The organism is Vitiosangium sp. GDMCC 1.1324 (assembly GCF_003044305.1).
Lineage (GTDB): Bacteria > Myxococcota > Myxococcia > Myxococcales > Myxococcaceae > Archangium.
In genome coordinates, this window is the sequence record NZ_PZOX01000001.1 from 581,389 (window position 1) to 597,101 (window position 15,713).

The following is a 15,713-nucleotide window of genomic DNA, read 5'->3' on the forward strand; positions in this document are numbered from 1 at the left end:
CTACGGACACATGGGTGCTCGTGTCGTCGGTTGGACCCGGCGGAGTCGTCGGTCCAGATGCGCAGCCTGTTACGAGTGCCCCCAAAAGGGCCACCGTGCCTAGGATTGGGTGGCAATTAGCGCGTTTCATACCCCCCCAAACTAGGAGGGTGATACGGGCAGGGCAAGCACGCAGGGACAGGATGAGCGACCCTCCCGAATCAGGCTTTGAGTGCCCGGAATCAGGCCCGACATCGCTCATCCTCCCCCTGCCCTCTCGTTGGAGGGATAGGGTGCCCGCAACCCATTCAGCCCAGGATGAGCTGCTCCAGCAGTGCCTTCTGGACGTGCATGCGGTTCTCCGCCTCGTCCCAGACCGCCGACTGTGCGCCGTCGACGACGCCGTCGGTTATCTCCTCACCGCGGTGCGCCGGCAGGCAGTGCAGCACGATGGCTCCCGGCTTCGCCTTCGCCAGCAGCGCCTCGTTGAGCTGGTAGTCGTGCAGGTCCTTCTTGCGCTTCGCGGACTCGGCCTCCTGGCCCATGCTCGTCCACACGTCCGTCACCACCACGTCCGCGCCTTTCACCGCCTCGGAGGCGTCCGCCGTGACGTGCACGCGCGTCCCCGGCGCGGCCAGCGCCGACGCGGCCGGACGGTAGCCCTCGGGACACCCCAGCCGCAGGTCGAACCCGAAGAAGCGCGTCGCCTCCACGAACGACAGGCCCATGTTGCTCGCGCAGTCGCCCACGAACGCCAGCGTCTTCCCCTTCACGCTCCCCAGCCGCTCCTCCACCGTGAACAGGTCCGTGATGATCTGCACCGGGTGCCCGCCCTCGGACAGGCCGTTGATCACCGGCACCCGCGATGCCTTCGCGAACGCGTTCAGCCGATCATCCCCGAACGTGCGGAACATGATGCAGTCCGCGTAGCCGGAGATGACCCGCGCCGTGTCCTCGATCGTCTCGCCGCGGGCGATCTGGCTGCTGCCCGCGGTGATCGTCGTCACCGTGCCGCCCAGCTGGTACATGGCCGCCTCGAACGACAGGTGAGTGCGCGTCGAGGCCTTCTCAAACACCGCCACCAGGTGACGCCCCGCCAGCGTCGTCACCACTTCCTTGCGCTTGCGGCTCGCCTTGAGCGCGTGGGCCCGGTCGAAGAGGGCGCGGTACTCGGCCTCGGTCCGGTCCGCCAGGGTGAGGAAATCGCGCTTCACAGTGCAGCCTCCTGCAACGAGTCAAAGAGGGCCGCGAGCCTCGGAATGGCATCCGCCATCTTCCGGGCCCGGGCCGCATGGGACTTCAGCTCCACAATCTGCTTCTCCACCGACGCCGGTCCGGTGCCTCCGGTGTTGGCCTTGCGCTCCACCGCCCGGCGCGGATCCGCGCTCTTCAACACCTCGGCGTCGAAGCGCGGATCAATCGACTGGGCCAGCTCCAGCGTCACCTTGGCCAGCGGCAGGCCGCGCTCCTGACACGCCCGCACCAGCGCTCCCGTCGCCTTGTACGCCGTGCGGAAGGGAATGCCCTTCATCGCCAGCGCCTCGGCCACGTCCGTGGCCTGCATGTAATCCGACTCCACCGCCGCGAAGCACCGCTCGCGATCGAAGTGCACCTTGCCCAGCGCCAGGTCCAGCATGGACAGCACGCTCGTCAGCAGCGGACCCGTCTCCAGCAGCACCTGCCGGTCCTCCTGCAGGTCACGGCTGTACCCGCCCGGCAGGCCCTTCACCAGCACCGCCAGCGTGTTGAGGTTGCCCACCGCTCTTCCGGACTTGCCGCGGATCAGCTCGAAGACGTCCGGGTTGCGCTTCTGCGGCATCATGCTCGAGCCGCAGGCGATCTCCCCGTCCAGCTTCACGAAACCGAACTCGGGCGAGGCGAAGTCGTAGAAGTCCGTGGCCACCCGGCTCGCGTGCAGCAGCGAGCGCATGGCCGCGTACGCGAAGTCCATGGCGAAGTCGCGATCGCCCACTGTGTCCAGGCCGTTCATCGTGAGGCGCGGGAAGCGCAGCAGCTCGCGCGTCACCTCGCGGTCGATGGGCAGTGACGTGCCGCCGATGGCTCCCACGCCCAGGGGCAGCGCGGACACCTGCTCCAGCACGAAGCCGAGCGCGTCCACGTCCCGGGTGAACATGGCTCCGTAGCCGCACAGCAGGTACGCCAGGGAGATGGGCTGCGCCCGCTGCCGGTGCGTGTACGAGGGCAGGAGGGTTCCCCGCTCCGCCTCGGCCCGGGCGGCCAGGCCCTCCAGCAGCTTCGCGAGCACGCCGAGCGCCTCGGCCACCTTTTCGCGCACGTGCAGGCGCAGGTCCAACGCGACCTGATCATTGCGCGAGCGCGCGGTGTGCAGGAGTCCGGCGCGCTCGCCGAGGAGGCGGGTGATCTCCGCCTCCACGGCCATGTGCACGTCCTCCTCGTCGGCGAGCACGAGCGTGCCGGCCTGCGAGCCCTTCCAGATGGCCACGAGCTGCTCGCGGATGGCGCGGGCGTCTTCCGAGGGGATGAGGCGGGTGCGCGACAGCATGGTCAGGTGGGCGAGGCTGCCCACCAGGTCCTCCTTGAGGAGGGCCTTGTCGAGCGCCAGCGAGCTGGTGAACGCCAGCACCTCCGGGTGGAGGCCGGGCCCGCCGGAGGCGGCCGTCTTGGCAATCGTCACGGGGTTTCTTCCTTTCCGAAGAGGGACTTCAGTTTCCTGGACAGTGTGCGGGCCGACTTCCCTCGGGCTGGGGCGGCGAAGATGGTGTCATCTCCGGCGATGGTCCCCAGGCTCTCCAGAAGCCGGGCATGATCGATGGCCGACGCCACCACGGGCGCGGAGCCCGGACGGGTGCGGAGCACCACCAACAATTCATTGTCATCCACCGAGAGGATCATCTCCCCCAGCTCGCGCAGCCGGTCCTCGCCCGTGGGAGGTGGGGCGTCCCCCAGCCCGTACACCGTGCCGCCCTCGGGGAGCGACACGCGCATGGCGCCGAGCTGGGCCAGGTCCCTCGAGAGCGTGGCCTGGGTGACGTCGAAGCCCTCGCGGGCCAGGAGCTGCCCCAGCTCCTCCTGCGTGGACACCGCGTGTGCGCGGATGATGCGGCGGATGGCCTCCTGGCGCGCCGCCTTGTCTCCATTGTTCTTCACGTTGGATGCCCCCACGGCGAGACCTCAGCGGGTGACGAGTGTCCCGACGCCCTTGTCGGTGAAGAGCTCGGCGATGAGGCTGTGCGGCACCCGCCCGTCGATGACGTGCACGCGCTCCACTCCACCGCTCAGCGCCTTGAGCGTCATCATCGCGCGGGTGCGCATGCTGCCGCTGAACGCGCCGGCCGCGAGGTGGCCCTCCAGCTCCGCGGACGTGAGCTCGTTGAAGAGCTCCTGGCCCTTGAGGATGCCCGCGGCGTCATGCAGGTAGATGAGCTTGTGCGCCTTGAGCGCGCTGGCGATCTCCGAGGCCACCGCGTCCGAGCCCAGGTCGTACGTCTGCCCGTCCTCGCCCAGCCCCATGGGGGAGATGACGGGCACGTAGCCCTGGCCCAGCAGCATCTCCAGGAACTCGTGGTTGACGCGCGTCACCTCGCCCACGTGCTCCTTGGAGCGGCCGTCGTCGCCCGGAATCCGCCGGGCCCGCAGCAGCGCTCCGTCCTTGCCGGACAGGCCCACCGCCCGGTCTCCCATGTTGTTGAGCAGGGTGACCAGCTCCGAGTTGACGGAGCCGGAGATCACCATCTCCACCACCTTGAGACCGGAGGCGTCGGTGATGAGCGCGCCCTCCTGGCGCAGGCCGAGCTTGTCCAGCGTGCGGGTGAGCTCCGGCCCGCCGCCGTGGACGATGATGGGCTGAAGTCCCGCCGAGCGCAGCAGCTCGATGTCGCGGCAGAAGGCCTGCTTGAGGGACTCCTTCACCATGGCCGCGCCGCCGTAGCGGATGACGCAGCGCTTGCCGCGGAAGCGGGAGATGTACGAGAGCGCCTCGACGAGCAGCGTCGTCTTGAACGCGGGGCTGTAGTTGGCCAGCCGGTCGTCCTTGCCCACGCCACCGTCCGGCCTCGGGACGATGAGCGAGGTGTAGTCCGCGTTGATCTTCACGTAGTCGTACGAGAGATCGCACCCCCAGGCGACGGACGAGGCCGTGCCGGCGGTGAGGTGCACCTCCACGCGGACCTCGGGCTCGCGCATGCGCGTCTTGAGCTGGACGGGGTCATACGGCCGCGGCGTGCCCTCGTAGACGGGGATGCCCTGGATGCACACGCGGGCCGGGTACGGATCGATCGCGTAGCCCTGGGTGCCCGCGCGAGCGCCCACCGTGGCGAGCACGCGGCCCCAGTTGGGATCGGCCCCGAAGACGGCGGCCTTCACCAGGGTGGAGCCCGCGACGGCGCGTGCCAGGTCCTGGGCGATGGCCACCGAGGGCGCGCCCGTCACCTCCACCTCCAGCAGCTTGGTGGCGCCCTCGCCATCGCTGGCGATCTCCCGCGCCATCTCCAGACACAGGTCCGCGAGCGTGGCGGTGAGGAGGCGCAGCTCCGGGCCTGGATCCGTGATGGCCGCGTTGCCGGCGCGCCCGTTGGCCAGTGCGTAGACGGTGTCATTGGGGCTCATGTCCCCATCCACCGTCAGGCTGTTGAAGGTGGTGGACACCGCCTCGCGCAGGGCGGCCGCGAGCGGCCCCGGCAGGATGGCGCAGTCCGTGGTGATGACGGCGATCACCGTGGCCAGGGACGGGTGCATCATCCCCGAGCCCTTGAAGATGGCGGAGACGATCACATCCCGGCCGCCGATGCTCACCGAGCGCCACGCCTGCTTGGGGCGGGTGTCGGTGGTCATGATGGCCTCGGCGGCGGCATCGGGCTCGGGGCGCAGGGAGTCCTTGAGCGAGCCGAGCACGGCCAGCACCTTGGGCACGGGCAGCGGGTGGCCGATCACCCCGGTGGATGCGGCGAGCACGGCGGAGGCGGGCACGGAGAGGGTGCGGCCGAGCTCCTCCCGCACGGCGCGCACAGCCTCCAGCCCGGCGGGGCCGGTGAGGGCGTTGGCGTTGCCCGAGTTGACGATCACCGCCTGGATGTCCGAGGCGGGAAGGCGGCCCTCGGCGTCCTGCACCGGCGCGGCCCGGGCCTTGTTGGCCGTGAAGCAGCCCGCGGCGGAGCAGGGCGTGTCGCTGTAGACGAGCGCCACGTCCTTGCGCTGGGGCTTGATGCCGGAGTGGATGCCGGAGAAGGAGAAGCCGAGCGGTACTTTCAAGGAGAGAACCCCCGCAGGGTGGAGAGGCCGAGCGTCTCCTCCCACCCCATCATGAGGTTGAGGTTCTGGACGGCCTGACCGGCCGCCCCCTTCACCAGGTTGTCGATGGCGGCCGTCACCACCACGCGGCCCGGATCGAAGCCGGAGGTGTCGGCGGCCAGGGCCACCGTGCAGCGGTTGGTGCCCACCACGCTCTTGAGGCCCACAGCGTCCGGCGAGGACTCCACCGTCACGAATGGGCTGGAGGCATAGGCCTGCTCGAGCGCGTCGCGGGCCTGGGCGGCGGTGGCGCCCGGGCGCAGGCGTGCATACGCGGTGACGAGGATGCCGCGCTTGAGGGGCAGCAGGTGCGCGGTGAAGGTGAGGGGCACGGCGTGGCCGGCCACGCCCGCGAGCGTCTGGGCGATCTCCGGCGTGTGCTGGTGGCGCAGCACGCGGTAGGCGCGGAAGTCCTCATCCACCTCGCTGAAGCTCATGTCCTCCGAGGCCTTGCGGCCAGCGCCCGTGGTGCCCGAGGCGGCGTCGAAGATGACCGAGCCCTCGTCCAGCAGCCCGGCCTTCAGCAGCGGAGCCACGGACAGCGCACAGGCGGTGGCGTAGCAGCCCGGGTTGGCCACGAGCCGCGCGCTGGGAATCTTCTCGCGGAAGAGCTCCGGCAGGCCATAGGCGGCCTGCTCCAGCAGCCCGGGCGCCGAGTGGGTGAAGTTGTAGAAGGTGGGGTAGCTGGCCGTGTCCCGCAGCCGGAAGGCGCCGGAGAGATCGATCACCCGCACGCCCGCCTCCAGCAGCCCGGGCACCAGCTTCAGGGAGGACTCGGCCGGCGTGGCGAGGAAGACGACCTCGCACTCCCGGGCCAGCTCGGCGCTCTTGTCCAGCGGTGCATAGCGCAGCTGCCCCAGGGGGCCCGCAATGCCCAGACGGCGGCCCACGGCCTCACCCTGCCACCTGTCGCTGGTCACCAGCCGCAGCTCCACCTTCTCGTGGGCCGCCAGGATGTGGGTCGCCTCGACGCCGGAGTAGCCGGACGCACCAATGATGCCGATCGCCGTCTTATGCATGGGCGTGCATGAATATTCGCTACCCTGCATACAAGCAAGCGGCAAATGAATATTCCCGGCGGAGCGAGGGCAGGGCGGGCGATTCGCGACCCACCTCGATGCCCCGCCAGGCCGGGCTGGCTCCCGGTGCCCGGATGGGGCCGGGACCGGAGACGGAGCGCCGTCGAGGGGATCGACGGCGCCCGGTTTCAGCTCACCACTTGCCGTTCTTGCCGATGCCCTTGAGCTTCGTGTCGGCCTTGGTGAGGTTGTCGGCCGCCGTGCCCTTGCCAGTGAGCGTGGAGTAGACGGCGTTGCGGAACTCGGTGCTCACCTGGTTGTACTTCGAGCCGGTGATGGTCGGCCGCGGCACCGCGTTGGTGAAGGTGTCGAAGAGGCTGCCGAAGAACGGGTTGGCCTTGAGCAGTTCCTCGTCCTTGTAGAGGCTGGCGATGGTGGGGTTGAACGAGCCCACGAGCGCCCGGCGCTTCTGCTCCTCGAAGCTGGTCAGGAACTTCACCAGGTCCACCGCGATCTCCGGGTGCTTGGAGTACTTCGGCACGCCGAGCTGCCAGCCGCCGAGCGTACCCGTGGACTTGCCGCTCGCGCCGCCCTTGGGCAGCGCCATCACGCCCACCTTGCCGTTGATGGGGCTGTCCTTCGAGTTGGCCAGCGCCCACGCATACGGCCAGTTGCGCATGAACACCGCGTTGCCGGCCTGGAAGGAGCCGCGCGCACCCTCCTCCTCGTAGCTCAGCACGCCCTTGGGAACCACGTTGCCCACCAGCGAGGCGAAGAACTGGACGGCCTCCACGGCCTTCGGGTTGTTGAGCGTGACCTGGCCCTTGGAGTCGACGATCGTCCCGCCGCCGAAGGAGTCCACCCACTCCAGCGCGTTGCACGTCAGGCCCTCGTACGACTTGCCCTGGAAGACGAAGCCGACCAGCTTGTCATTGCCCGCCTTCTTCTCGCCCTCGAGCACGGCCTTGGCGCTCTGTACCAGCTCCTGCCACGTGGCCGGCGGCTTCTGCCCGTACTTCTCCAGCAGATCCTTGCGGTAGAAGAGCAGCCCCGCGTCGGTGAACCAGGGCATGGCCACCAGCTTTCCATTCACCGTGTTGTTCTGCACGATGGGCTGGAAGTGCTGCTTGAGCACGTCCTCCGGAATGTAAGGCTTCAGGTCGAGGAAGTGATTGGCCACGAGGCCCGGCCAGACGATGTCAATACGCGCCACGTCGAGGTCGCTGGAGCCCGACGCCAGCAATTGCTGGAGCTGGGTCAGCTCCTGGGTGGCGTCCGTGGGAGCTGCCATGATCTGCACGGTATGTCCGGTCTTCTTCGACCAGGCCTCCGTGCCCTGCTTGCAGAGGGTCTGCTCCATTCCCACGCTGCCACAGGAAATGGTGATCGTCTCCGCCCGAGCCATTTGAGGAGCGACGATTGCCGCCGCGGCCACGAGCCCTGCCAGGACCTTCTTCATGGATGCATTCCTTTTTTGCGGGAACGCGCTCCGGGGGGAGCGCGTTCTCAATTCCTTATCACGGATGCTTGGCGATCAAGAACCCTGAACGACTTCCACCCGCTTCCATCCCGCGTCCAGCTCCAAGGTGAGCACTCCGTCCGCGAAGCGGTGCTCCCGTGCGCCCATCACCTTGCGCGGCGCGGACAATCCGTACACGCACAGCGTTTCTTTCTGGCGTGACAGTGGCAATTCGCCTTCCACGATGCGCTCGAGCATGAAGTGGTCTCCGCCCGACTCGCCCACCAGCCGGGTCAGCCGAGACGCGCCATAGCCATCGCCCGCATCTTCATACAGACGGCCCTCCACACGCGGCGCGGCGTGGATGTGCCAGGTGAGGTGGGACCAGTTGGCCGTGGTGGTGTGCATGGCGGGCTCGGTGAGGGCCAGCGCTCCGCCGGCGCGCAGCCACAGCGGCACCGTGTCCAGGGGCGCCTCGGCCAGGGTGTGCTGCCGCCCGGAGACGATCTCTCCCGAGGGCGCGAGGTTGAAGAATGGCTGCCATTGTCCCTCGGGCAGGTACACGTGGCGCCGCGTCCGGTGTTGGCGCACCACGGGCGTGACGAGCAGATCCCTGCCAAAGAGGAACGAGTCATCCATGCGCAGGGCCTCCGCGTCCCCCGGCGCGTACATGACGAGGGGGCGCATCACGGGCAATCCCTCCACGGAGGCCTCGTGCATCAGCGTGTAGAGCGTGGGCAGCAGCCGGTAGCGCCGCTCCAGTGCCTGCCGGGCAATGGAGAGATAGGGCTCACCGAAGCGCCAGGGCTCCTGCGGAGGCGTGCCCTTGCCGGAGTGGTTGCGCAGCATGGGGTAGAAGGTGCCCACCTGCATCCAGCGCGCGAGCATCTCCCCGCTCGCGCGGCCGAGGAACCCGGGCACGTCCACGCCGGTGAAGGACACGCCGGACAGGCCCAGTCCCAACAGCATGGCGATGGACAGGTCCAGGTGGGCCCAGTAGCTGGAGTTGTCGCCCGTCCACACGGCGGAGTAGCGCTGGATGCCGGCCGAGCCCGCGCGCGTCAGCAGGAAGGGACGCCGCTCCGGCGCGAGCTCGCGCATGCCCTCGTAGGCGGCCCGGGCCATGCCGATCGCGTACACGTTGTGTACTTCCAGGTGGCGCCTGTCGCCATGCCGTGCATCGTGAGGCAGCGTGGGCCCTTCCACCTTCCCCAGGTCCGCGGCGGGCGCCGTATTGATGGAGAAGGTGTCCTGGCCGTTGATCAGCTTGAAGCACGCCGGCTCGTTCATGTCATTCCAGAAGCCGGCGATGCCTGTCTCGATGAAGTCCCGGTGCTGCTTTGCCCACCATTTGCGCACCGGCTCGCGAGTGAAGTCCGGGAAGACGGCGGGCTTGGGCCACACCTCGCCGATCAGCACGCTGCCGCGGTCGTTGCGCACCAGGTAGTCGCCGGCGAGCGCCTCATCATAGACGCGGTAGCCCGGCTCGGCTTTCACGCCCGGGTCGATGATGGTGACCAGCCGGACACCTTGCGAGGCCGCTTCGCGTGCGAGCCCCGCCGGGTCCGGGTAGCGGGAGCGATCCCACGTCCAGACCTTGTAGCCCTCCATGTAGTCGATATCGAGGTAGATGCAGTCCAGCGGGAGCTGGTGGGCCCGGTAGCCGTGGAGGACGGAGCGGATGTCGCGCTCGTTCTCATAGCCCCAGCGGGACTGCTGCGCGCCCAGGCTCCACAGCGGCGGCAGCGGCGGCAGGCCCGTGAGGGCGGTGTAGCGCCGCACCACGTCCGCGGGCATCGGCCCGGCGAAGACATAGGCGTCGAGCTCGGGCCCGGAGGACTCCCATTGCACGAGCGAGCCATCCTGGGCCGCCACGTCCACTTCCATCCTCCAGGATTCGTCGAGGAAGAAGCCCCAGGCGAGCCCGTTGCGCAGGCCGAGGGAGAAGGGGATGGACTGGTAGAGCGGATCCGTGTCCGGGTGGTGCGGGATCACGTCCGTGTTCCAGAAGACGAAATGCATGCCGCGCTTGTCGAGCGCGCCCACCTTCTCGCCAAAACCCAGCCAGGACTCGTCCGGCGGCGTGTACAGGGCAATCCGCGAGCGGAAGCGGTTGACGGGATAGTCCGGCATGGCCTCGCCGGAGAAGCTGTCGCACCGGGACAGCTCCCGGCCGGCGGCGTCGCGCACGAGCCAGGTTCCGTCGTCCAGCTTGACCTCCACCGAGAGCTCCTCCGTCACCACCACGGCAACCCGGTCCTGCTCCTCGCGGCGGACGGAGAGCGGCAACTCCCGGTGCTCCACGACGGCCCAGGACTGCTTGGTGGAGAGCTCGCGAGGGCCAATCGCGGAATAGCGAAGGGACGCAAGGTGGCGCAGCCGCAGCACTCCGGGCAGGGGGCTGCGCACTTCCAGCGCGGCGCGCGGGCCCCAGAAAGTGACGCGGGTGGGTTCAATCGTGATGTCGTCGAAGCGCATGGGGCGCGGAGTCTAAACGCAGCGGCCTGCCCGGCGGCAATCATTCGCACCGCTCGCGGCGATTCGTCGAGGGTGGGGCGCACGCTATTTCTGTTGCACTCGAAGAACGACAAAGAGGCTGCCCATGCGAGATGGGCAGCCTCGAGCGGTGGAGACCGCGGGTGTTCAAACTACCAGTTGTTGCCGCCGCCGCTGGTGACGGCGAAGCCGCCGTTGCTCTGGTTGGCGAACTTCGCGGTGGGGGCGTTGTTGACGGTCACGTTGGTGAAGGTCGCGGCGCCCTTGGCGGTGGACAGGATCTGGACACCGTAGTTCGTGGGGTTCGAGATCGTGATGTTCTCGAAGGCGACATTGGTGAAGACGCCCCCGTTGTTGCTCTGGATGCTGATGCCCTGGTAGGTCGGGTCGATGATGTCGACGTTCTTGATCGTGATCCCGTTGGTCGGGTTCATGTCGGCGCGCAGCCAGATAGAGCCGAACTGCTGTCCGCCCCAGTAGGTGCCACCGGTGCGTACCAGCGTCAGCCCATCGATCGTCGCGGACTCCATGGGATAGGGCTGGAACTCGGAGCTGACGGTCAGACCCGGGTAGGTGAGGGTGTCGTACGCGATGCTGTTTTCGATCCGGTTGCCCGTGCCACCGTAGATGGCGAAGGCCGCGGCGCGCCAGGTGATCTGAACGGTGCAGTTGCGGATGACGTTGTTGATGTCCGGATGGGGGTAGAGGTCGGTCGCGGACCAGATGGCGAAGGCATCGTCACCGGTGTTTCGGGCGTGGGAGTTCTCGATCACGCTGTCCCGGGTGCCGTTGCAGAGGTTGATGCCGTCCGCGCCGGTGTTCCGGATGCGCACGTTGCTGAACCGGAGGTTCGTCGACTCGGCGTTACCACCGACCCAGTAGCCGCACTGGACGTGCTCGATCCACATGTTCTCGATGACGGTGTTCTTGTGAGCCGAGTTGACCCAGGCCTTGCCGCCCTGGGTGCGCAGACCGTCGGTGTTGCCGAAGATGGCGAAGTCCCGGAACGTGGTGTTGTCGCCGGTGATGTTGAAGCCCGTCTGGCCCCAGCCCGCGTCCTGCGACAGGTTGTCGCAGAAGAGCCGGCTGTACCAGAGACCCGCGCCCTGGATGGTGATGCCGTTGACCTGGTACTTGTTGGTCTGGTTGAAGACGCCTGGCGGGATGTAGACACCCTTGTACTGTCCGGCCATGGCCGCCATGATCGCCTGAGTGATGGCGTTGTCGTCGGAGATGCCGTCGTTGGGCACCGCGGGCGCCCAGTTGTGACCCGCCTCGGTGATGTCGATGAAGCCGGCCGGCTTGGCGATCGGGGCACCGACCAGCTCGAGGTCGATGAAGTCGATGGCGTAGTACGCGGCGGTGTCGCCCGCGTCCTTCTGCAGGCGGACGGTGGCGCCAGCGGGGATGGTGGTGCTCAGCAGCTTGCTGGCCTCGTCGTAGATGCGACGGGGGGCGCCGCCCGAGGGGCTGTCGGACTGCTGGTCATCGCCGCCGTAGATCCACGCTTCCTTGGAGGAGAGGGTGAGGGTGGTCAGCTTGCTGCCGTTGACGTAGAGGCTGATCGTGGCCTGGATGCCGCCGCCGCCGGCCGCGTCGGGGATGCTGTTGCGGATGACGATGGCGTTGGCGGGCGCGGTGGTGGTCCACTGCACGTAGTGGCCGGTCGAGCTGAGCACGACCGCCTTGCGGCCCGAGGCCTCGCCCGGGATGGTGCCGAGCGCGCGGCTGGGGCCCTGGACCTGGGCGTTGGTCGTCCCGTTCTCCGCCTCGTACTCGATCCACGGCACGTTGGCGCCACGGCCGACATAGAAGCTCGAGGACAGGGTGTTGTTGCCTTCCACGGCCTCGCTGATGGCATTGGCCGGGTCGACCGTCGCGAGCAGGGTGTGGTTGCCGTTGGCGGCCGTCCAGGTGCCGCTCAGGGTGACGACGGAGGTGGCGCCCGAGGCGAGCGCCGAGCCGGAGACGCCGTTGAGGGTCGTCGTGCCATCGATGACCAGCCGGACGGCGGCGGCGCTACCGGCCGCGTCGAGGCCCTGGTTCGCGATCGTCACCAGGAAGGTGACCGCGTTGCCGGCCTGCGGGGTGTTCGGGGTCCAGGAGATGCCGCGGACGACCAGATCCGGCCCGGGCAGCTGCGTCACGGTGATGTTCTTGCTGAAGCTGTTGTTGCTGTCGTTGAACTCGGCGATGGTGTTGTCCGGATCCGCGACGGCGGTGATCGAATAGGTGCCGTTCGCGGTGGACCAGGTGCCGCTGGCCGTCAGGGTCGCGCTCGCACCGGCCGCGATGGACGTCGTGCTCGACGAGACCGCGACCTCCTGGCCGCCCACGCTGAAGGAGACCTTGTGGGTGCCGCTCGCGCTGGCGGCGGTGCCGTTGTTCTTCACGACTGCCTTGAGGGTGATGGCCTCGCCCTCCTGCGGGGGATTGTGGGCCGCGGACCACTGGATGTCGGTCACGATCAGATCGGCCTTCTGCGCGGTCGTGGGCGCGACGGTGATGTAGTCCAGGTTGATGTTCGCGCCGTCCCCGGAGTCGTACTGGTAGGCCACCGTGTTGCTGCCCGCGTTCAGGTAGAACGTCTCGGCCTTGTTGGCCCAGGTGTCCCAGTTGCCGGTGGTGGGCAGGGCGCTCTGCACCGTCTTGGTTCCATTCACATAGACGGAGATGTTGGAGTCGGCGAAGCCATTGCCATAGCGCAGGCTCACGTCGTACCAGCCGGCGTTCGCCACGGAGACGGTGAACTTCGTGCTCGCGCCCTGGGCCCAGTAGCCCTCCACGAAGCCGGTGCCGCTGTAGTTGTTGTGGTTGGTGGTCGTCGCCGCGCCGCCGCTCAGGGTCGCGGACTCCGCCTCGTACTTGTTGCCGCCCGTGGCCGTCGTATAGGTCGCGGTGATGGTCGCCGCCGCCGCGGTCATGGTGTACGTGGTGGACGCCGAGTTGATGTTGCCGAAGCTCGAGGCGACGCCGCCCGTCCAGCCGTTGAAGACCTGGCCGGAGGGGGGCGTGTTGGCCGCGATGTTCACGACCGTCCCGGACGCGTAGGTGCCACTCCCCGTCCCGTTGTTGACGGTCAGGGCATAGGTCGTCGTCCCGCCGGCCGGCGAGCCGAAGATCTGGAACTCGGCGACCTGGCCGCCCGGAGCGCCCGTGTTCGACGCGAACTGGAGCCGGACCTCGCTCGCGGTCGTCGACAGGGGGATCGTCACCTGGTTGCCCGTCGCGGGATCGAAGTTGTAGTTCGCCGCGGCCACCAGGGTGGAGAAGGTGCTCGTGCTCGCGTTGTGGCCCAGCACCGTGATGTTCTGGGTCCGGGCGCCCCAGACGCTGTCCGGGTTGAGCTGCACCACGACCGAGCTGATCGTGTAGTTGCTGCCGAGGTTCACCGTCAGGGTGTTGGGATAGGCGTTGGCGGTGCCTTCCCAGTAGGTAGTCCGATTACCGTCGTTGGCGTTCGTCGCGGCATATACCTGCGTATATCCAGACGTGGTGATGCTCTTGCCGAGCGCGACATTCGTATCCAGCCCGGACGTCACGACCCCCGGGTTCTCCGCCGGTGCCGACGGCTGCGCGCCGCAGGCGCTGATGAGCAGCTGGAGGGCCAGCAAGATGAAAGCGCTTTCAAATCGGGCCGACTTTGGCATCGTCCTCTGTCTCTTTCTCGTCTCCACGTGCATGTCCTGACCTCTGCGGCGGGGGGATGAGCCAGCTCAACCGGCTCACGTACTGCTCAAACGGTGAGAGCCCGGCTACCGCGAGGGGGTAGACGGGCCCGAGGGGGGTGAGAGACTGTAGGGCGCGGCACAGCCCGCCGACAGAACGTCAGGGGGCTCCGGCCCGCGGGAACCCGCCGGGCCATGCGCGACTCACGACTCGTTTATTGACGTCTAGCTATAAACCAAATGAATCCGGGCGAGCAAGGAAATTCAAGATCCTCCGGGAATGCGACCCGTGCGCCTCAAACCCAGGCGGCTGTCTGGCAATGACGCGGCGCGTCTGGGTTTGAGCCCCCAGTCCCACGCCTTGGGATGGGACGTCCCATGTCCTCGGATGGGGAGGGCTCCCCGGGAGCAGGGCGTCCCATATTCTGGGAATTGGAGTACTGTCTGACAATGACGCGGCGCGTCTGGGTTTGCGATGCCGCGATGTCTCTCTTGTCTTCGGCTTCGTTGGACGTCTTCAAGGGCAGGATTGGTTTTGTGTTTGTGTAGAAATCCGCCCTGGTTGTCCCTGGATGGGAGGGCTTTCTTCCCTCAGTGGGAGGTGGGGCCCGTCGTGTCTCGGGAGTCATGCGCATCGGGCTCGCGGATGATCGTGCTCTCTCCGGAGGGTGGGCCGACCTCGAGCTCGGAGCCCCAGCGCAGGCGCTGCTCCTCCTGGACCTCGCGCAGGTACTCCTGGAGGGCCGCGGCCACTGGCAGCGCAATCACCGCGCCGATCAACCCCATGAGGGAGGCGCCCATGATGATCACCACCGAGATGATCAGGGGATTCATCCGGATGGAGTGGCGCTGGACGAGCGGTTGGATGAGGTTGCCCTCCACCTGCTGGTAGATGAGGAAGAGGGCCAGCGCGATCACGGCCCGCTTGAGCCCCACCGTGGTCAGCGTGGTGAAGGCGACCAGCAGCGCCATCAGGAAGCTGCCGATGTACGGGATGAGGCCCAGCACCAGATACAGACTCCCGAGCGCCAGGAAATAGGGCACTCCCAGCAGGAAGGTCCCCAGCGCCGTCATCATGCCGCCCAGGGTGACAGTGAGGAAGGTGCCGGCCAGGTACCCGCTGACCGCCTTGCGCATGTTCACCACGAGCTGCCGGACCCGGGGCCGGTGCGAGGGGCGCACCCAGCTCAGGGCCTGTTCGTAGAGATCCTTCCCGAAGAGCAGGGCGAAGAGGCTGAGCGTGAGCACGGTGATGAGCAGGACCACGGTGTTCACCGTGGTGGAGACGACGCTCGGCAGGGAGTGGGCGACCTCGTCCGGGAGGTGCGCCAGCGCGTCCTGGACCTTCTGCTCCAGATCGAAGCGCTGCTCCAGCCAGCGGGTCCACTCCCAGGCGCGTACCTGGGCCACCAGGTTGGGCGCGGCGTGGATGAGACTGCTCGCCTGCTGCACCACGAGCGGTACCAGCGTGGCCCCCAGCAGGACCGCGATCCCGAGCAGGCCCAGGAAGCTTCCCAGCACGCTCACGACCCGGGGGAGTCCCCGCCGCTGGAACCAGCCCACGAGCGGATCGAGCGCCAGGGCGACGAGCATCACCACGGCCAGCAACACGAAGACGTTGCGCAGCTGGACGATCATCACCGCCAGCAGCGCCAGGGCGAGCGCGTTGATGCCCACCGTCCAGACGGTGCGAGGGGTGATCTGGGAGCGGCGCGCGGTGTCCATGGCGGACCTCCGCAGCTCAAGGTAGGCACGCCCTGGTATCGGCCCCGCCCCGAGGCAGGAGGGCGGGCGGCGGAGAGGGCCACCGCGCTCCTGCCCGGT

9 protein-coding genes are annotated in these 15,713 nt (G+C 68.0%); all 9 read right to left on the reverse strand.

Annotated elements, in window-relative coordinates; all coding sequences use genetic code 11:
* Positions 1–287 precede the first annotated feature (287 nt).
* Positions 288–1,193: an ornithine carbamoyltransferase gene (gene argF, locus DAT35_RS02195; protein WP_108065192.1), complete on the reverse strand. Its 906-nt coding sequence runs from the start codon at positions 1,191–1,193 to the stop codon at positions 288–290.
* A complete protein-coding gene (argH, locus tag DAT35_RS02200; RefSeq protein WP_108065193.1) occupies positions 1,190–2,635 on the reverse strand; it encodes an argininosuccinate lyase in 1,446 nt (481 codons plus the stop codon). The genes argF and argH overlap by 4 nt, the downstream gene beginning before the upstream one ends.
* A complete protein-coding gene (gene argR / locus DAT35_RS02205) occupies positions 2,632–3,108 on the reverse strand; it encodes an arginine repressor (RefSeq protein ID WP_108065613.1) in 477 nt (158 codons plus the stop codon). The genes argH and argR overlap by 4 nt, the downstream gene beginning before the upstream one ends.
* Before the next feature lie 24 nt (positions 3,109–3,132).
* Positions 3,133–5,208, reverse strand: a complete 2,076-nt coding sequence (argJ, locus tag DAT35_RS02210) for a bifunctional glutamate N-acetyltransferase/amino-acid acetyltransferase ArgJ (RefSeq protein ID WP_108065194.1) — start codon at positions 5,206–5,208, stop codon at positions 3,133–3,135.
* A complete protein-coding gene (argC, locus tag DAT35_RS02215) occupies positions 5,205–6,266 on the reverse strand; it encodes an N-acetyl-gamma-glutamyl-phosphate reductase (protein WP_108065195.1) in 1,062 nt (353 codons plus the stop codon). Before argC ends, argJ begins: the two co-directional genes overlap by 4 nt.
* A 193-nt stretch (positions 6,267–6,459) precedes the next feature.
* Positions 6,460–7,725, reverse strand: coding sequence for an ABC transporter substrate-binding protein (locus DAT35_RS02220; protein WP_108065196.1), 1,266 nt, complete (start codon positions 7,723–7,725; stop codon positions 6,460–6,462).
* A 75-nt stretch (positions 7,726–7,800) separates the two neighbouring features.
* On the reverse strand, positions 7,801–10,203 hold the full coding sequence (locus DAT35_RS02225; protein WP_108065197.1) for a glycoside hydrolase family 31 protein: 2,403 nt from the start codon (positions 10,201–10,203) through the stop codon (positions 7,801–7,803).
* 170 nt (positions 10,204–10,373) lie between these two features.
* Positions 10,374–13,835, reverse strand: a complete 3,462-nt coding sequence (locus DAT35_RS02230) for a CARDB domain-containing protein (protein ID WP_233261257.1) — start codon at positions 13,833–13,835, stop codon at positions 10,374–10,376.
* A gap of 645 nt (positions 13,836–14,480) precedes the next feature.
* The gene (locus tag DAT35_RS02235; RefSeq protein WP_108065199.1) at positions 14,481–15,614 is read right to left on the reverse strand and encodes an AI-2E family transporter; all 1,134 of its coding nucleotides are present in this window, start codon (positions 15,612–15,614) and stop codon (positions 14,481–14,483) included.
* Positions 15,615–15,713: the final 99 nt, after the last annotated feature.

What these genes read in the sequence shown, in the direction of transcription:
- argC (WP_108065195.1), bottom strand. Translation starts at nt 6,266, where the DNA reads ATGCATAAGACGGCGATCGGCATCATTGGTGCGTCCGGCTACTCCGGC.
- DAT35_RS02225 (WP_108065197.1), bottom strand. Translation starts at nt 10,203, where the DNA reads ATGCGCTTCGACGACATCACGATTGAACCCACCCGCGTCACTTTCTGG.
- DAT35_RS02220 (WP_108065196.1), bottom strand. Translation starts at nt 7,725, where the DNA reads ATGAAGAAGGTCCTGGCAGGGCTCGTGGCCGCGGCGGCAATCGTCGCT.
- DAT35_RS02235 (WP_108065199.1), bottom strand. Translation starts at nt 15,614, where the DNA reads ATGGACACCGCGCGCCGCTCCCAGATCACCCCTCGCACCGTCTGGACG.